The organism is Thalassovita sp. (assembly GCF_963691685.1).
Lineage (GTDB): Bacteria > Pseudomonadota > Alphaproteobacteria > Rhodobacterales > Rhodobacteraceae > Thalassobius.
The window spans coordinates 3,416,354-3,434,396 of record NZ_OY829290.1; the positions used below are offsets into that span (position 1 = coordinate 3,416,354).

Genomic DNA, 18,043 nt, shown 5'->3' on the forward strand with positions numbered 1-18,043 from the left:
AACTTCGCTTTTAGCCTGAGGTAGAATACCCTCACCCAATCCTCGCCTATTGCGCCGGGTCAGCCACAGCGAATATGGTTAACAAATGAACGACCGCATTGAGATCCGATTCCTAGACCGCAGCACACCGCCCACCATGGCGACGCTGATCATTCTTGCCAGCATGTCTGCTATGGCGATGAACATCTTCCTGCCCTCGCTGCCGAACATGGCGGAATACTATCAGGCGGATTACGCGTTCATGCAGCTTTCGGTCGCCCTTTACCTGGGGGTCAATGCGGTGATGCAGCTGTTTGTCGGCCCGCTCTCGGATCGATTTGGCCGCCGGCCTGTGCTGCTCTGGGGCACAGCCTTGTTCAGCGTCGCAACGCTTGGCTGCCTGATGGCCCCGACGGCTGAGGTCTTCATGCTGTTTCGCATGATGCAGGCGGTGATTGCGGTCGCCATTGTGCTGAGCCGGGCGGTGGTGCGCGATCTTTATCCGCAGGATAAGGCCGCCTCGGTCATGGGCTATGTCACCATGGGCATGGCGCTGGTGCCGATGATTGCGCCCGCGCTTGGCGGGTTGCTTGACAGTCTTTTGGGCTGGAAGTCCTCCTTCCAGCTGCTGTTTGTGGCCAGCGTTTTGATCTTTGCCCTGATCTATTTCGATCAGGGCGAAACCGCGCGCCACACCGGCACGCCGATGCGCCAGCAGATCCGTGAATACCCGGAAATTCTGACCTCACACCGGTTCTGGGGCTATGCGATGGCCACCGCGCTGGGGTCCGGCGCCTTCTTTGCCTACCTTGGCGGCGCGCCCTATCTGGGCACTGAATATTTTGGCATCCCGCTGACCCAATTGGGCCTTTGGATGGCCACACCGGGGATTGGCTACTTCCTGGGCAACTTTATCTCGGGCCGGTTTTCCGCCCGCGCCGGGGTGACCCGTATGGTGGTCTGTGGCACCACGTTGGCCACCGCTGGCCTACTCTTGGCCTATGGGCTGATCCTGATCGGCATCAGCAGCCCGGTGATTTTCTTCGGCTCGATGATCATTGTGGGCATCGGCAACGGGCTGACCATCCCCAACGCCACCGCGGGCCTCCTGTCCGTGCGGCCCCATCTGGCAGGCACCGCGGCAGGTCTGGGCAGCACCTTGATGATCGGTGGCGGCGCGGCACTTTCGGCCTTTGCCGGGGTTCTGGTCCAGCCCGGCAGCAATGAATTGCCCCTGATCAGCCTGATGACCCTGTCCTCAGTCCTGTCGATTGCCTGCATCCTTTATGTGATCCGCCGCGACAAACAGTTGCAATCTGCCTAAGCCAAGGCACCTTGCGCCCCGGAGTTTGCAAACTTACGATCACGTAAGAGCAAATCTGTAAATTCGAGGGCAGCCGCATGGCCACGCAAAAACTCTACGCCGGGGCGAAACTGCGCGAAACACGGCAGCGGCTGGGCCTGACGCAGAAGGAGTTTGCCAGCAAACTCGGCGTGTCCCTGCCCTATCTGAACCAAATGGAAAACAACAACCGCCCGGTCTCTACCACGGTGGTTCTGGCGCTGGCGCAGGAGTTTGGTTTTGACGTCACCGAACTCAGCACCGGCGACAGTGAGCGGCTGGTCAGCGATATGCGCGAGGCGCTGGCGGACCCGCTGTTTGCAGACAACATGCCGCCGCTGGCCGATCTGCGGCTGACCGCCTCCAACGCGCCGGCGCTGGCGCGCGCCTTTCTGGATCTGCACCGCGCCTATCGGCAGACCCATGAACGCCTCGCCTCATTGGATGAGGCGCTGGGGCGGGAAGATCGCGGCAGCCAGCAAAGCCCCTGGGAAGAGGTGCGCGACTTCTTCCACTATTGCGACAACTACATCGATGCAGTGGACCGGGCGGCTGAAAACTTTGCCCGCGCCGCAGGCCCCGGCGGCATTCGGCTCCATGCGTTGAAATCGCTGAAATCCGCCGGGCTGAAAGTTAACTTCAACGACAGCGCACCAGTGCGCCACTATGATGCCGACACCCGCACGCTGACCATGTCCTCACGCACCGCGCCGGAAACCCAGACCTTCCAGCTGCTGCTGCAAATCGCGCTGCTGCAACAGAACAAACTGCTGGAGGCCACGCTAGATCTGGCGCGTTTCCAATCTGAGGAGGCGCGGTCGATCGCCAAGATTGGGTTGGCCAATTATTTCGCCGGCGCCGCCCTAATGCCCTATGGCGATTTTCTGGCCGAAGCACAGGCAACCCGCCACGATCTGGAGCTGCTGTCACACCGGTTCGGCGCCTCGATCGAGCAGATTGCCCACCGGCTGTCGACGTTGCAGCGCCCCGGCGCCAAAGGCATTCCCTTCTTCTTTGTACGGGTGGATCAAGCGGGCACCATCACCAAGCGCCATTCGGCCACCCGGCTGCAATTTGCCCGTTTTGGCGGCGCCTGCCCGCTGTGGAATGTGCATCGTGCCTTTGAAACGCCGGGCCGTTTCCTGCGCCAGTTGGCCGAAACCCCGGACGGCGTGCGCTACATCAGCCTGGCGCGGGATGTATCAAAATGGGGCGGTAGCTTCGGTGCACCGGTGCGCCGCTTCGCCATCTCACTGGGCTGCGAGGTGCGCCATGCCGCGGATCTGGTCTATGCGGACGGTCTCGATCTCTCAAACCCGCAAACCTTTGAGCCGATTGGCATTTCCTGCCGGATCTGCGAGCGACAGACCTGCCACCAACGATCTGTCCCGCCGCTGGAGCGGCGCCTGACCATCAACACCAACCGGCGTGAATTGCTGCCCTATAAGGTGGAATAAAATGTTCGGATCACGCCGCGCCGCCCCCCATCGCCGCCTGATCCTACACATCGGCATGCACAAAACCGGCTCAACCGCACTGCAGGTTGCCTACTCCCGCGCGGCGCCAAAGGGGCTGCAATTCATCGAATTGCACAAACGCACCCCCGGCCCGCCGCTGGCCGTGCTGTATGACCCCGAGGCCAAAAGCAACCCGGTGTTCACCCGCCGCGGCCTCAGCCCACGCGCCGCGTTACGATACCGGCGCAAAATGCGGCGGCGGCTGAAACGGATGCTGCGCAATAGATCCGCGTCCGTGAGCCTGCTGAGCGCTGAGTATCTGTCAAACGCGCCGCCGGAAATGCTGGAAGGCCTCTACGCAGATCTGGCACCGCATTTTGATGAGGTTCAGGTCTATGGCTACCTGCGCGCACCGCAAAAATTTGCCAGCTCTATGTTTCAGCAGCGGCTGAAGATGTCTACCCAGCCCTTCGGACCGGTCTGGCCGCAATATCAGCAGAGGTTTGAGGCCTTTGACAGGATCTTTGGGCGCCGGAACACCCAGCTGAAATGGTATCAGCGGCACAGGCTGGTGGAGGCCGACATCTGTCAGGATTTCGCCCATTGGACCGGGATTGCTGCAGCCGGGCAGCGCCCTGCAACGGTGAACAGCAGCCTCAGCCTGCCAGCCGTGGCCCTGCTCTACCTTTATCGCCGCAACGCGCAATATCCCGCTGGCAGCAACTTCAACAAAATCGAACGCCCGCTGCTGCGCGCCCTGCGCCAAATCGATGGCCCGACCTTTGCGTTTGCGCCAGAGCTGATCGAAACCCAGCTGCATGCGGAAGGCGCCGACCTCGCTTGGGCTGAGGCCCGCTTGGGCAGCGCCTGCCCCGAAACCCCAGTGCCACAAACCACGGATCCGATTGCCAGCAGCGCGGATCTGTTGCGCGCCGCTGCCCGGTTTGTCCCGCGCCTGACGGGCGGAGCGGAGCAAGCCTCACCACAGGACGCAAATGATGCGGAGGCGCAGGCCTGGGGGCAGATGGCGCCATGGCTACGGCGCAACCTGAGGGGTGTGATGGTCTAACACCCCTCAGATCGCGCTATGTGGTCTAATCAGGCCGCATCTTTCAGGTAGGCGTAGATCTCATCCTTGAGCGCTGAGCGTTTTTTGCGCAGCTCGGCCTCTGCCAGCTGTTCCAGCGGCTCCACATTGGTTTCCGCCCGGTGCACGGCGCGGTTCAGCTCATGATAGGCCTCTGCCAGTTTGGCAAAATGGGCATCTGAAACCTTCAGCGCAGACATTTTTTCAACGAATTCAGGGAATTCTTCGGCCAGTTCATGGGGGGTGTGCGACATTGCGTTTCTCCTTGTTCTGTCTTGCCCCGACTCTACCCAAGGCGCGGCCACGCCACCTTGACCCGGATCAACTGGCGCCGTGACTTTGCGAAAAACTGCACCCGATCCGAGCGAAAAATCGCGAGTGCAGTCAAAGGATGAATTCCACCATAAAATCTGTATACTCAGGCCCATTCTGCCTGTGGTTTATTCAGTTTCTCTCTGCTTTTTTTTCAAAAATCCAATTCGGGGGACCACCATGAGATTGCCATTGCGCCTGCTGCCCCTGCTGGCAGCGCTGGCCCTAAGCGGATGCTTCAAATCCGGACAAACCATTCCAATCAATCTGGATTTTTCCCACACCAACTACGGTTTCATCAATTCCGGTGACTATAAGGCCGGCAGCCTGTTCCTGTGGGATCAGGGGCAGGACAGCCTCAGCTACCTTGGCGACGTTCCGGGCTTTGACGCGCCGGAACACCCACGCGATAAGGCCTCGGATGCGGCCAGCTATAGCGGTGGGATTGATCTGGGTGGTGAGTTTGGCAATCCAGCCATCAAACTGCGCGCAGATGCGCTGATCCGGTCGCGATCAAGCTTTGAAATCGCCTATCCCAACCGGGTGGCCTACAACCGCGTTTACACCCGCCTGTCAAACTACCTGACCCCGGACATCAAAGACGGTGGCGCCCTGATGGATGAATGGGGGTTTGCCGAGGCGGTGAATGACCCGCAGCAATATTACGTGCTGATCCGCGATGTCACCTATGGCGACGGGATCACCCTGCTGGTGGATGGTAAGGCCAAGGCCGGCGGCGGGTTCCGGGTGCCCCTGAAAGGCCTGGATGTGGAGATCGAGCTGCAGGGGCGCGGATTGCAGGCCATCAAGGGTGACAACACCGAAGTGGCCTTTGCCGTTTATGTCCTGCGACCCTATTGGAAAGACAGCGACGGGGGCCAGAACCCTGCGTTCCGGGTGCGGCGTGGGCTGGATATCTCTGGCCTGCCGGCCCTGTTCCGCAAGGTTGGCCAAAGCAGCTGAGCCAAATGGAAACGGCGCGCGGAAGATCCCCGCGCGCCGTGAATTTTCAAACCCAAAGCCTGAGCGCTTAGCGCTGTGAACTCTGCCAATTCGGGTTGATCCAGGGCGCGGCGTTGTCCGACGGCAAAGGCCCGCGGCCCAGCACAGCGTCCGAAACTTTCTCCCCCACCATGATCGACGGCCCGTTGAGGTTGCCGTTGGTGATCCGCGGGAAGACCGAGCTGTCCGCGACGCGCAGGCCCTCAACACCGATCACCCGGGCCTCTGGGTCGACCACGGCCATCGGATCATCGGCGCGTCCCATCCGGCAGGTGCCACAGGGGTGATAGGCGCTTTCGGCGTGTTCGCGGATAAACCCGTCCAGCTCATCATCTGTGACCAGATCCTTGCCCGGCTGGATCTCATGTTTGACGAAAGGTTTGAACGCCTCCTGACCAAAGATCTCACGGGTGAGACGCAGACACTGGCGGAAGTCGCGCCAATCGCTTTCTTCACTCATGTAGTTGAAACGGATGACCGGCGCGTCCTTCGGATCGGCGGAGCGCAGGGTCACATTGCCCCGGCTTTCCGACCGCATCGGCCCGACATGCGCCTGGAACCCATGCCCTTCGGCCGCGGCCTTACCATCGTAGCGCACCGCCAATGGCAGGAAGTGGTACTGGATATCCGGGTAATCAATGCCCTCACGTGAGCGGATGAAAGCGGCACTTTCAAATTGGTTCGATGCGCCCAGACCAGTTTTGGTAAAGAGCCACTGCGCCCCAACCATCGCTTTGCGCACCAACGGCCAATATTTGTAAAGCGTGATCGGTTGGCTTGCCGCCATCTGGAAATAGACCTCCAGATGGTCCTGCAGGTTCTGCCCCACGCCGGGCCGGTCCGCGACCACCTCAATCCCATGTTCTGCCAGATGCTGCGCCGGGCCAATCCCCGACAGCATCAACAGCTTGGGCGAATTCAGCGAAGACGCAGACAGGATCACCTCACGGCGGGCCGAAATCACCTCAACCTTGCCGCCGCGTTTGATCTCCACCCCGGTGGCACGACCGTTTTCGATCACCACTTTGCAGGCCAGGCCGCGGATCAGCTCACAGTTTTCGCGCTCCAGCGCCGGGCGCAGATAGGCATTGGCCGCCGACCAGCGGCGCCCTTTGTAGACGGTCTGCTCCATCGGGCCGAAGCCCTCTTGCTGCTCACCGTTGTAATCCTGGGTGACCGGATAGCCCGCCTGCCGCCCCGCCTCAACAAAGGCAGCGTGCAGCGGATTGTTGCGGGGGCCACGGGTAACATGCAGCGGGCCATCTGTGCCGCGCCAGCTGGGATCGCCGCCATGGCCGCCGTCGTGCCAGCTTTCCATACGTTTGTAATAGGGCAGCACATCCGCATAGCCCCAGCCATCCGCGCCCTGATCCCGCCAATGGTCGAAGTCATGGGCATGGCCGCGCACATAGACCATCCCGTTGATGGAGGAGGATCCACCGATCACCTTGCCGCGTGGACAGACCAGTTCGCGGTTGTTCAGATGCGGCTCCGGCTCTGACATATAGCCCCAGTCATAAAGGCTCATGTTCATGGGATAACTCAGCGCCGCAGGCATCTGAATAAAGGGGCCCGCATCGGTGCCCCCATGTTCGATCACAATGACCGAAGCCCCGGCTTCGCTCAGCCGGTAAGCCATGGCGCACCCGGCTGAGCCCGCGCCGACAATGACAAAATCCGCTTCCATTTCGCTTCTCCAGAAACAGATGTGGCCCGCCCCTGCCCCTTTAGGACGCGCCAGATCTTGAAAGATCCCCCGGCGCATCGGGGCGGGTGGGTGGGCGATGGGCCGGGGGATCTGCCCCCAACCCGCTCAAACCTCAGAATGCTGCTTCGCAGGCATCCAGACGTACAAAGACCGACTTCAGCTCGCTGTAGTGGTTGATCGCGGTTTTGGCGTTTTCACGGCCAACCCCGGACATTTTCGACCCACCAAAAGGCACTTCGACCGGCGCATCATTGTAGGAGTTGATGAAGCAGGTGCCTGCCTCAAACCCTGCAACCATGCGGTGACCACGCGCCAGATCGGCGGTGAAGACGCCAGCGGCCAGACCAAATTCGGTGTCATTGGCGCGCGCCAGAACCTCATCCTCGTCGTCAAAATCCAGCACACACATCACCGGGCCAAAGATCTCTTCGCGCGCCACAACCATATCGTCGGTCACATCGGCAAAGACGGTTGGTTCAATCCAGTAACCCTCCTGATCCAGCCGGTTGCCCCCGGCGACCAGACGCGCGCCCTCTTCCTTGCCTTTGGCGATATAGCCTTCAACGATTGCCAGCTGTGCGGCTGAAACCATGGGGCCGAAGTTCACGCTCTCATCCAGGGGATCGCCCATTTTGGCGCCCTGCAGACGATCGGCCAGACGGTTCAGAAACGCCTCTTTGATGCCCTTCTGCACAAAGACCCGGGTGCCGTTTGAACAGACCTGACCGGTGGAATAGAAGTTGGCGTTGATCGCACCGCTGACCGCGCTGTCGAGGTCTGCGTCATCAAAGATCACCAGCGGGGATTTGCCACCCAATTCCATGGTGACATGTTTCATGCCCTCGGCCGCCGCCGCATAGACCTTGCGCCCGGTCGGCACTGATCCGGTCAGTGAGACTTTGTTCACCCGCGGATCCGTCACCAGCGGCGCGCCCACTTTGCCGGTGCCCTGCACAACGTTGTAAAGACCTGCGGGCAAACCGGCCTCATGCAGGATTTCCGCCACTTTCAGCGCCGACAACGGTGTGGTTTCCGACGGTTTGAAGATCATCGCATTGCCGCAGGCCAGCGCCGGGGCACCTTTCCAGCAGGCGATCTGCGTCGGGTAGTTCCAGGCGCCAATGCCCACACAAAGGCCCAGCGCCTCACGCATGGTATAGGCGAAATTGCCGTCGCCCAGCGCAATATGCTCCCCGGTCATGCTGCCGGCAAGGCCGCCAAAATATTCCAGCGCATCGGCGCCCGAGGTGGCATCTGCCACCAGCGTTTCCTGCAGCGGCTTCCCAGTGTCATGGGTTTCCAGAACCGAAAGCTCATGATTGCGCTCGCGGATGATGTCGGCGGCGCGGCGCAGAATGCGGCCGCGTTCAGTGCCTGACATCGCCGCCCAGGCCTTTTGCCCCGCCAGCGCGCTGGTGATCGCCTCTTCGATCACCGCTTCAGTGGCTTCATGCACCTTGGCAATCACCTCACCTGTGGCAGGGTAGATCACGTCAATCACCGCCCCTGCGGTATCTTCAACGTAACGGCCATTGATGAAATGGCTGCCTTCTGGCTGGTATTTGTAACTCATTGCGTTCCCTTTCGGAAATATCCCTGCCGCGCATGGCGCGGATCAGGCCTGTTCATCTTGATCTTTGGTCCGGTGCCCATTCGGGCGGCCCTGGGGGCGGTCTGGGGTGCCGTCAGAGGTTCGGTCTGACCCGTTACCCCTGATGCGCCGCCACCTCATGGGCAAAACTCTGCATCACCAGTTCCACGGCGGCGCCCTGCGCAATCTCACCGCGGCCCAGTGACTGTTTCAGATAGGCGCCGTCGACCAGCGCCGCGATCCGTTCAGCCACCTCCGGCGCGGCCGGCCCAACCAGCGGGCGCAGCGCAAACCTGAGGTTTGAACGCAGCCGCATCTGATAGACATTCAGCAACCGCCGCGCCTCATCTGACACCTGGGCCAGAACGTAGAAATTCAACCAGGCCGCCACCACTTCGCTGCGGAAATTGGTCTGGCTGAAGCTGGATTTCACAATCGCCTCAACACGTTCCAGCGGCGTCGCCGCCATGCCGATCGCGCCACGCACCTCAGCCGCGTAGACCGCCAGCGTGTGCCGCATCGCTGCAAGGAAGATCTGCTCTTTACCGCCAAAGTAATGATGCGCCAAAGCCGAGGACATCCCAGCCCTCTTGGCAATCTGGCTCACGGTCACATCCAATGTGCCCGTTTCACCGATCTCGGCAATCGTCGCTTTTACAAGCGCAGCCCGCCGTATAGGCTCCATTCCAAGCTTCGGCATCGGATACTCGTAGAAAAATTCTTGCCAGGCTAAGCTAATTTGTTTTTTATTGACTCGTCAATCAAGAAAAAACACGACAACACCCAGGGAGGTCATGATGACCCTTAAGACAACTCTTTCCGCGCTGGCCCTTGTGGCTGCCACACCTGCCTTGGCCGATTGCGGCAAGGTTACCTTCTCTGATGTGGGCTGGACCGACATCACCGCCACCACCGCCGCAACCACCGTTGTGCTGGAAGCGCTGGGATATGAAACCGACATCAAGGTTCTGTCGGTGCCTGTGACCTACACCTCAATGGCCAATGGCGACGTTGACGTCTTCCTTGGCAACTGGATGCCCACCATGATCGGTGACATTGCCCCCTATTATGAGGCCGGCACCGTTGAGATTGTGCGCGCCAACCTGGAAGGCGCCAAATACACCCTCGCCGTGAACAAAGCCGCCGCCGATCTGGGCATCAAGGACTTTGCTGACATCAACGCCCAGCGCGACGCGCTGGACGGCAAGATCTTCGGCATTGAGCCGGGCAACGACGGCAACCGCCTGATCATGGAAATGATCGACAGCGACGCCTTTGGCCTGAAGGGTTTTGAGGTTGTTGAAAGCTCCGAACAGGGCATGCTGGCTCAGGTCGCCCGCGCCGTGCGCAAAGAAGACCCGATCGTCTTCCTCGGCTGGGAACCCCACCCGATGAACGCCAACTTTGAAATGTCCTACCTGACCGGTGGCGATGCATTCTTTGGCCCGAACCTGGGCGGTGCCATCGTGAACACCAACGTGCGTCAGGGCTACATCAGCGAATGTGCCAACGTCGGCAAGATGCTGGAAAACCTTGAGTTTTCGCTGGCGATGGAAAACGAAATCATGGGTGCGATCCTGGATGACGGCGAAGAGCCTGCAAAAGCGGCCGGCGCTTGGCTGAAAGACAACCCCGATGCCTTCATGGGCTGGCTGGATGGCGTGACCACCAAAGACGGTGGCGATGCTGTTGCCGCCGTAAAGGCCTCGCTGGGCATGTAAACCAATACCGAACGCGCCAGACCATCCCGTCTGGCGCGTTTGTCTTTACAATTGCCGCAAGCATGCGCAGCCAAGACCGATTCCTGTGACACAGTCAGAGTTAGTCTGACACCGGTATTCTGGCACCATCACTCTGTGTGCGAAACCGGGGTGTCACGCGGGGTGTCACACAGGGCACGACCACATCACGTTTAGGGGGCCAAATGAACTGGCTTGAAGAAAGTAAGATCCCGGTTGGTAAGTGGATCGCAACAGGGTTTGACTGGCTCACCGATACGTTCGGCGATCTGTTCGACACGATTGATGACATACTGAGCAACGGCATCGACGGGTTCTTGTGGCTTTTGCAAGCCCCGCCCGCCCTGGTGATCGTGGCGCTGTTTGCCGCCCTGACCTACTACCTGCAGCGCAGCTGGCCGCGCGTGGTGCTGGTCACCCTGTGCTTCCTTTACGTGCTGAACCAGGGCTATTGGGAAGAAACCACCGAAAGCCTGACACTGATCTTCTTTGCGGTGCTGTTCTGCATGGGGGTTGGCGTGCCGATCGGCATCTACGCCGCCCACCGGCCGCGGTTTTACAGAACCATCCTGCCGGTGCTGGACATGATGCAGACCATCCCGACCTTCGTCTATCTGATCCCGATGATCGTGCTGTTTGGCATCGGCATGGTGCCCGGCCTTGTGGCGACCTTCATCTTTGTACTGCCGGCCCCGATCCGGCTGACCCAATTGGGGGTTTCGCAGGTGCCCACGGCCCTGACCGAAGCCGGCCAGGCCTTTGGTGCCACCAAGTTTCAAACCCTGTGGAAGATTGAGCTGCCCTCAGCCTTCCCACAGATCATGACCGGGCTGAACCAGACCATCATGCTGTCGCTTTCGATGGTGGTGATCGCTGCTCTTGTCGGCGCGGATGGCCTTGGGGTGCCGGTGGTGCGGGCGCTGAACACGGTGAACGCCTCACTTGGATTTGAAAGCGGGCTGGTGATTGTGGCCGTGGCCATTGCCCTTGACCGAATGCTGCGGGTGGAGCGCTGATATGACTGCTGTTGTTTTTGATAACGTCTCCATCGTCTTTGGCGACAATCCCGAACAGGCCCTGCCGCTGATAGACCAGGGCCAAAGCCGGTCGGAAATTCAGGCCAGCACCGGTCAGGTGCTGGGGGTGCACAATTGCTCACTCACCGTCGACAAGGGCGAAATCCTTGTTCTCATGGGGCTTTCCGGCTCCGGCAAGTCGACCTTGCTGCGTGCCGTCAACGGGTTAAACCCGGTGGCGCGCGGCAGTGTTTCGGTGGCCACCGACCATGGGTTGGTGAATATCACCGAAACGGATGAAAAGACCCTGCGCAACGTGCGCCAGCACGATGTTGCGATGGTTTTCCAGCAGTTTGGCCTGCTGCCCTGGCGCACAGTGCGTGAAAACGTCTGGCTGGGGCTGGAACTTGCCGGCATGTCCAAGGCGGAACGTCAGGAAAAAACCGATGAGCAACTGGCGCTTGTTGGCCTGTCAGATTGGGGCGACCGCAAGGTCTCTGACCTTTCGGGCGGGATGCAGCAGCGTGTGGGCCTGGCCCGCGCCTTTGCCACCGACGCGCCGATCCTGCTGATGGATGAGCCGTTTTCAGCCCTTGATCCGCTGATCCGCACCCGGTTGCAGGATGAGCTGCTGGAGCTGCAGGAGAAACTGCACCGCACCATCATTTTCGTCAGTCACGACCTTGATGAAGCGTTCAAGATCGGCAACCGCATCGCCATCATGGAGGGCGGCCGCATTGTGCAATGTGGCACCCCGCAGCAGATCTTCACCGATCCGGCAACCGAATATGTCGCCGATTTCGTCGCCCATATGAACCCGCTGGGCGTTCTTTGCGCCCGTGACGTCATGGAACCCGCCAGCGGCACCCACAGCGTGGCCCTGCCGCCCGAAAGCGACATTCGTGATGTCATGGCACAGGCCCAAAACGGACCTGTAGCCGTGGTTGAAAATGGCGAGATCATCGGCCAGATCACCGCCCAGGCTGTTCTCGAAAAGCTGCTGGACCCGCGCGGCACCTGAGCCAACACAGCAGCTATTCCTAAGACAAGGTTCAGAGGCCCGCCCGCGGCCTCTGAACGCCGCCTCAAACCCAGCTTAACTGCAAAAGGTTAAAGTTTGGTTGCCGGCGATGGTGGGGTCAGCCGCCGTTTCAATACGGCCTCGCGCCAGGTGATGAATGTCACTGCCCCCAGGATCACCAAACCGCCAATTACCACCCAGATATCAAGACCTTCGTCGAAGACAAAATAGCCCAGCAACACGGCCCAAAGCAGCTGTAGAAAGGTGACCGGCTGGGTCACGGTGACCGGCGCCGCCGCAAAGGCCAGTGTCATTGTGTAATGGGCCGCGGTCGCCGCGGAGGCCACGATGAACAGCACGCCAAGACTGTAAAGATCCGGGCGCACCCAATTTGCCAGTGCCACCGGCGCAAGCCCGATGGCCACGGTGATCGACAGCATGGTGACCACAAGCGCCGGGTTCACCACATCGCTCAGGCGTTTCGCCATCAGATAAGAGGCCCCGAAGGCCAGCGCGGCAAAAATCATCGCCCAATGGCCCGGGCTGACCTCACGCAGGCCAGGCCGCAAAATGATCAATGCACCGATCAAAGCTCCCGCAACCGCCAGCAGCCGGCGCAGGTGCAAGCGTTCGCCCAGAAACAAAGCCGCGCCCAGGGTGACGTAGATCGGCGCAAGGTAATTCATCGCGGTAACATCAGCGATCGGGATCCGCGCCATGGCGTAAAACCACAAAGACACGCCAAAGGAATGCGCCAGACCGCGCCAGACAAACAGCCGCCAGGTGGCAACATTGATCTGAGACAACTGACCGCGCCACAGCACCGGCACAACAAAGACAAGCCCCAGTAAATAGCGCAAAAACGAGGCTTGGGCGGCAGGCAGAGTTGTACCCAACAGCTTCACCAGCGCGGTCACACAGACAAAAAGCAGCCCGGTCACCACCATCCAGCCGATGGCTGCGCTCACTCGATTGTCTGCCCTTTCATCCATGCGCGCATCAAGACATGGGATCGGCAGATCCACAAGCCATATCCCTTGCGCAAAGCGATTGCAGATCTGGTCAGAGCAACAGGCTCGCCGCAATGGCCCACATCACGCAGCCGATGGCGAAGTCCAAGACCTGCCAGGCGCCTGCCCGCTCAAAGATCGGAGCAAGCAAACGCGCGCCATAGCCAAGCGCAAAAAAGAAACAAAAGCTTGCGGTTACCGCCCCGATGCCGAATGCGACGCGATCGTCATATTGTGCCGCGATCGAGCCCAGGAGCACCACCGTGTCCAAATAGACGTGCGGATTGGCCCAGGTGAAGACCAGACAGGTCGCCAGCGCGATCCAGAGGCCACCAGCGCTGCTATCGCCGCCTTGCATGTTGCCCTGCCCCCTCCAGGCAGAAAGAAAGGCCTTTGCGCCATAAAACAGCAGGAACGCTGCGCCCCCAAATCGCATCACGCCCTCCAGCCAAGGAAGCCGCTCCACCAGCACACCAAACCCCGCGACACCAATTGCGATCAGCACAGCGTCACTTATCGCGCAGACCAGCACGATCGGCAGCACGTGCTGCCGCAGAATTCCCTGGCGCAGCACAAATGCGTTTTGCGCCCCAATCGCCACAATCAGGGACAGCCCCAGCCCAAAGCCCGCAAACATCGCCGTCATAGTTCACCTCATAAGTCTTAAATTTTGACTAACGCCGCGGGATTGGTTAGTCGATTTAAAGTTTCTCAAATTGGATTAGAAATTCTTATGCTGGATTATACCCAACTTGAAACACTCGCCGCCGTCTTGCGCCATGGCAGTTTTGATCTGGCAGCGGCGCAGTTGAACATCACCCAGTCTGCGGTGTCTCAACGTATTCGCCAGCTGGAGGAACACGTTGGCGCACCCTTGATCCAACGCGGCAGCCCCTGCACCGGGACAGATACCGGCAACCGCCTGGCCCGGCACCTACAAGAGGTGGCTTTGCTGGAAGCCCGGGTCACGGGCAAAGCAGCGGGGGCAGCCGCCAGGATGCGCATTGCGGTCAATGCCGACAGCCTGGCCACTTGGGTTCTTGCCGCATTGGCCCGGGTTCCTGATCACCTCTACGATGTGGTGGTGGACGATCAGGATCACTCCGCCGAATGGCTGAAACGGGGCGAAGTGAGCGCTGCGATCACGTCAGTCGCCAATCCGCCTCGCGGATGTGAGTCCATTCCGTTGGGTGCGATGCGTTATGTGGCCTCAGCCAGCCCAAAATACGTGCAGAAATACTTCAAAAACGGTGTGGACAAGTCGAGCATCGAGGCAGCTCCGTCCTTGGTTTTCAACAGAAAAGATAAGCTACAAGATACTTGGATAAAACAAAATTTAAGAGTTATCCACAGCACTAAATCTCATCAAATTCCATCCACACAAGGGTTTGTCGAAGCCGCCCGGCTGGGTCTGGGGTGGGGCATGAATCCACATGGGCTTGTGGATCATTTTTTGGTCTCGGGCGAGCTTGTTCGGCTGCGCGAAGGCAGCGATCTGCATGTGTCACTCTTTTGGCAGCACTCACGCCTGTTTTCGGACATGCTGTCGCCGTTGACTGATGCCATCAGGGCTGTTGCCAAAGAAAACTTGGAAAATGTGGATAAATTGACAAACCATTAAGCACCTAAATTAAAACAATAAAAAATACTTACACACAGCTTTATCCACAGCATTGTGTGAATAAATTTTGCCATCTCAGAAAATCCTCAGATTTATCTACAGGCCAAAAGTTATCCACATTTTATCCACAGAACTTACCCGGGACAACTAATTGACGTGTCTAGATTGAAGTCCAGTTGCTCTTGGCGCGAAGGTTGCAGGGTCCTTACCCCCTAATGAACCGCGTTTATTCGTTGTCAGCCGCCATCGCAATCCGGTTCACGGAACGTTTCAAATGCGCAAAAGCAGTTCCGTCGCAGATATCATTATTAGACAAGCCAGCGCATCGTAGAGAGAAAACAGGGTCGATAAATGAGTCATTTAGGCTAGCGGCCTCACCAGACCGCAAGCCGCATAAGCGCCACGGAAGTTTCCTCCCCTGCGCCAAACGGAAAAAGGCGGCGCAATAAGCGCCGCCTTTCCCTCAATGTCTGAAGCTGAGCGCGCTTAGAGCTGCTCCATAACTTCATCCGAGGCTTCGAAGTTCGTGGTCACGCGCTGAACGTCATCATCGTCTTCCAGCGCATCCACCAGCTTCATCAGCTTCTGCATGCCTTCGAGATCCAATTCGGTGGTGGTGGTGGGTTTCCAAACCAGTTTGGTCGATTCAGATTCCCCCAGCTCTGCTTCCAAAGCGCCGGACACTTCGTGCAGATCACTGTCTGCACAGTAAATCAGGTGGCCCTCTTCCGAGCTTTCCACATCCTCAGCGCCCGCCTCAATCGCGGCCATCATCACGGTGTCCGCATCGCCTGCATCGGCGGTGTAGGTCACTTCGCCTTTACGGTCGAACATGAAGCCAACGGAGCCGGTTTCACCCAGGTTGCCGCCGTTTTTGGTGAAGGTGGAGCGTACGGTGGAGGCGGTGCGGTTCCGGTTGTCGGTCATCGCTTCCACGATCACCGCCACGCCGTTCGGGCCATAGCCTTCGTAGCGGATTTCTTCGTAATCGTCGCCTTCACCCGCCGCCGATTTCTTGATCGCGCGTTCAATCACATCCTTGGGGACGGACTGGCTCTTGGCTTCTTTTACGGCCAGGCGCAGGCGCGGGTTCTTTTCCGGATCAGGGTCGCCCATTTTTGCAGCGACGGTGATTTCTTTCGACAGCTTCGAAAACAGCTTGGACCGCGCGGCGTCCTGGCGGCCTTTGCGGTGCTGAATGTTTGCCCATTTTGAGTGGCCAGCCATGGCACCCTCCGTTCGTATTGTCCTGTTTGGACCGATCTATAAAGGAGCGGCGCAGGGGGCTGCAAGCCTGCCACCGCTTCAATCCCGCGAAAGCGTGCTCAGAACGCCTTATTTTCCTGAATATTGCGGCAGGGTCACGTCAAAGCGGCCAAATCACCGGGATCAGCGCCGAGGCCAAGAGCCCCATCGTGAGGTTGAGCGGCACGCCAACCCGCAGAAAATCGGTGAACTTATAGCCGCCGGGACCGTAAACCAGCATGTTTGTCTGATAGCCGATCGGCGTGGCAAAGCTGCAGGAGGCTGCGACCATCACGGCAATCACCAACGGGCGCGGATCGATGCCCATGGCGCCGGCCAGGCCAATCGCGATCGGGGTGACCACAACGGCAACCGCGTTATTTGACACCATTTCGGTTAACACCGACGTCAAAAGGTAAATGGCCCAGACGATCAGGAAGGGCGGCAATTGACCCAGCCAGGGTGCAATCGCATCGACAATTAAGGCAACAGCGCCAGTGTGTTGTAGGGAAGCACCGATGGCCAGCATGGCAAAGATCAGGGCCAGCAACCGGCCCTCAATAAAGGTAAACGCCTCCTCGCTGTCGATGCAGCGGCTGACAAGCACCAGCGCCACGCCAATGACCGACAGATGGAACAGCGGCGCGACGCCCAGAGCGGCAAGCCCAACGATTGCAAGCAACGTGGCCACCGCCAGCGGGGCATGCCCTCGGCGGTAGGCTTTGACGGATGGCTGCGTAACGTCAACCATATCCATGTCGGAGGCCAGGCGCTGCACATCTTCGGGCGCGCCTTCTAGCAGCAGCGTGTCGCCGACGCGCACCACCTGTTCATCCAACTGGCCGCTGATATTCTGGTTCCGCCGGTGCAGCGCCAGCGGGTAAACACCATAACGGCGACGCAGACGCATGGATCCCAGCGCGCGGCCCACCATTTTGCAGCCCGGCGTGATCAGCACCTCCACCGTTGAGGTTTCCACGGCGCCGACCTGATCCAATCGTTTCAGGCTTTTGTTGCGCTGCAAGCTCAACAGTTCGGTCATCTGGGTGCGCAGCACCACGCGGTCGCCAACCTGCAGAACCACATCTTTCATATTGCGTCGCAGCGACCGGTCCCCGCGCACCACGTCAATCAGGCGCACCCCTTCGCGTTTGAACAGCTGCACCCCGGCAACTTCGCGGCCAATCAAGTTGGATTCAGGGGGAATCACGGCCTCGGTAAAGAACTTCATTTTGGAGCGATCTGACAGCATCGAGGCCATCGTCGTCCGCTCCGGTAGCATCTTACGGCCAAAGAAATACAGGTAGGTCATCCCCCAAGCGACCAGCACCACGGCCAGCGGCGTGATCTCAAAAATCCCAAACCCCTCAAGGCCTTGACTGCGCGCGACCCCATCCACCAACAGGTTGGTTGAGGTGCCGATCAGGGTCAATGTCCCCCCAATGATCGCGCCGTAGCTGAGCGGGATCAGCATCTTTGAGGCTGAAACCCCCATGGTCCGCCCCAGCTGCACAAACACCGGGATCATCACAACCACAACCGGGGTGTTGTTCATGATGGCCGAGGCCAGAACCACAAAGGCCATCAGAACCACGATCGCCAATTTCGGGTTCGTGCGGCCGGCCCGATCCGCCAGGTTGGTGAATGCCGCCAGGGCGCCAGTGCGCACCAAGGCCCCCATAACGATGAACATCGTCGCGATGGTCCAGGGCGCGGGGTTGGACAAGACATCCAGCGCAGTTTCATAGGGCAAGAGTCCCAGCGCCAGCAACACCGCAACGCCGAAAATGGCCACAACTTCGGTGGGGAATATCTCTTTGACAAACAGGGCAAACATGCCCAGCACCACGCAGAGGCTCAACACCGCTTGGCCGGTCTGCGACAGCTCCATCAACGCCATATACTTCGCCCGA

The 18,043-nt window shown here is 59.5% G+C and carries 16 protein-coding genes; 8 read left to right on the forward strand and 8 right to left on the reverse strand.

Translation table 11 applies throughout. The features are described 5' to 3' along the window. Positions 1–85: 85 nt before the first annotated feature. The 3 genes from ACORLH_RS16365 to ACORLH_RS16375 all read left to right on the forward strand — a co-directional run bounded on the left by ACORLH_RS16365 (position 86) and on the right by ACORLH_RS16375 (position 3,847). Positions 86–1,303, forward strand: coding sequence for a multidrug effflux MFS transporter (locus ACORLH_RS16365; RefSeq protein ID WP_321829402.1), 1,218 nt, complete (start codon positions 86–88; stop codon positions 1,301–1,303). Between the two features lie 77 nt (positions 1,304–1,380). Next, positions 1,381–2,778: a helix-turn-helix domain-containing protein gene (locus tag ACORLH_RS16370; RefSeq protein ID WP_321829403.1), complete on the forward strand. Its 1,398-nt coding sequence runs from the start codon at positions 1,381–1,383 to the stop codon at positions 2,776–2,778. 1 nt (position 2,779) lies between these two features. Continuing rightward, the gene (locus tag ACORLH_RS16375; RefSeq protein ID WP_321829404.1) at positions 2,780–3,847 is read left to right on the forward strand and encodes a hypothetical protein; all 1,068 of its coding nucleotides are present in this window, start codon (positions 2,780–2,782) and stop codon (positions 3,845–3,847) included. Positions 3,848–3,876: 29 nt separating this feature from the next. Here ACORLH_RS16375 and ACORLH_RS16380 read toward each other — a convergent pair whose 3' ends face one another. Next, positions 3,877–4,119 carry a YdcH family protein gene (locus tag ACORLH_RS16380; protein WP_058244839.1) on the reverse strand — a complete coding sequence of 81 codons (243 nt, stop codon included), beginning with the start codon at positions 4,117–4,119 and terminating at the stop codon, positions 3,877–3,879. Between the two features lie 238 nt (positions 4,120–4,357). On the opposite strand from ACORLH_RS16380, the gene ACORLH_RS16385 reads away from it, so the two are divergent. Beyond that, a complete protein-coding gene (locus tag ACORLH_RS16385; protein ID WP_321829406.1) occupies positions 4,358–5,140 on the forward strand; it encodes a hypothetical protein in 783 nt (260 codons plus the stop codon). A 67-nt stretch (positions 5,141–5,207) separates the two neighbouring features. Here the strand turns inward: ACORLH_RS16385 and betA are convergent, their stop codons facing one another. From betA to betI, 3 genes are all read right to left on the reverse strand, one after another. Further along, positions 5,208–6,866, reverse strand: a complete 1,659-nt coding sequence (betA, locus tag ACORLH_RS16390) for a choline dehydrogenase (protein WP_321829407.1) — start codon at positions 6,864–6,866, stop codon at positions 5,208–5,210. 133 nt (positions 6,867–6,999) lie between these two features. Further along, positions 7,000–8,460 (reverse strand): betaine-aldehyde dehydrogenase, encoded by a 1,461-nt coding sequence (betB, locus tag ACORLH_RS16395; RefSeq protein ID WP_321829408.1) that lies wholly within the window; start codon positions 8,458–8,460, stop codon positions 7,000–7,002. Between the two features lie 133 nt (positions 8,461–8,593). Next, positions 8,594–9,178 carry a choline-responsive transcriptional repressor BetI gene (betI, locus tag ACORLH_RS16400; protein ID WP_106404226.1) on the reverse strand — a complete coding sequence of 195 codons (585 nt, stop codon included), beginning with the start codon at positions 9,176–9,178 and terminating at the stop codon, positions 8,594–8,596. Positions 9,179–9,275: 97 nt separating this feature from the next. Here betI and choX point away from each other — a divergent pair, with 97 nt between their 5' ends. From choX to choV, 3 genes are all read left to right on the forward strand, one after another. Continuing rightward, complete coding sequence (gene choX, locus ACORLH_RS16405; protein WP_058244908.1) at positions 9,276–10,199, forward strand: choline ABC transporter substrate-binding protein; 924 nt, start codon at positions 9,276–9,278, stop codon at positions 10,197–10,199. A gap of 203 nt (positions 10,200–10,402) precedes the next feature. Further along, complete coding sequence (gene choW / locus ACORLH_RS16410; RefSeq protein WP_321829409.1) at positions 10,403–11,233, forward strand: choline ABC transporter permease subunit; 831 nt, start codon at positions 10,403–10,405, stop codon at positions 11,231–11,233. A gap of 1 nt (position 11,234) precedes the next feature. After that, on the forward strand, positions 11,235–12,254 hold the full coding sequence (gene choV, locus ACORLH_RS16415) for a choline ABC transporter ATP-binding protein (RefSeq protein WP_321829410.1): 1,020 nt from the start codon (positions 11,235–11,237) through the stop codon (positions 12,252–12,254). 89 nt (positions 12,255–12,343) lie between these two features. Here the strand turns inward: choV and ACORLH_RS16420 are convergent, their stop codons facing one another. Next, positions 12,344–13,246, reverse strand: coding sequence for a DMT family transporter (locus tag ACORLH_RS16420; protein WP_321829411.1), 903 nt, complete (start codon positions 13,244–13,246; stop codon positions 12,344–12,346). A 70-nt stretch (positions 13,247–13,316) separates the two neighbouring features. Then, the gene (locus tag ACORLH_RS16425) at positions 13,317–13,910 is read right to left on the reverse strand and encodes a LysE/ArgO family amino acid transporter (RefSeq protein ID WP_321829413.1); all 594 of its coding nucleotides are present in this window, start codon (positions 13,908–13,910) and stop codon (positions 13,317–13,319) included. Between the two features lie 87 nt (positions 13,911–13,997). Between ACORLH_RS16425 and ACORLH_RS16430 the strand changes: the two genes are divergently transcribed. Further along, positions 13,998–14,885 (forward strand): LysR family transcriptional regulator ArgP, encoded by an 888-nt coding sequence (locus tag ACORLH_RS16430; protein WP_321829414.1) that lies wholly within the window; start codon positions 13,998–14,000, stop codon positions 14,883–14,885. Positions 14,886–15,371: 486 nt separating this feature from the next. Here ACORLH_RS16430 and ACORLH_RS16435 read toward each other — a convergent pair whose 3' ends face one another. Together ACORLH_RS16435 and ACORLH_RS16440 are read right to left on the reverse strand one after the other, a co-directional pair. Beyond that, entirely contained in the window at positions 15,372–16,112 is a 741-nt protein-coding gene (locus tag ACORLH_RS16435) for a YebC/PmpR family DNA-binding transcriptional regulator (protein WP_321829415.1), read from the reverse strand. 139 nt (positions 16,113–16,251) lie between these two features. Further along, positions 16,252–18,030 (reverse strand): SLC13 family permease, encoded by a 1,779-nt coding sequence (locus ACORLH_RS16440; RefSeq protein WP_321829416.1) that lies wholly within the window; start codon positions 18,028–18,030, stop codon positions 16,252–16,254. Between the last annotated feature and the right edge of the window lie 13 nt (positions 18,031–18,043).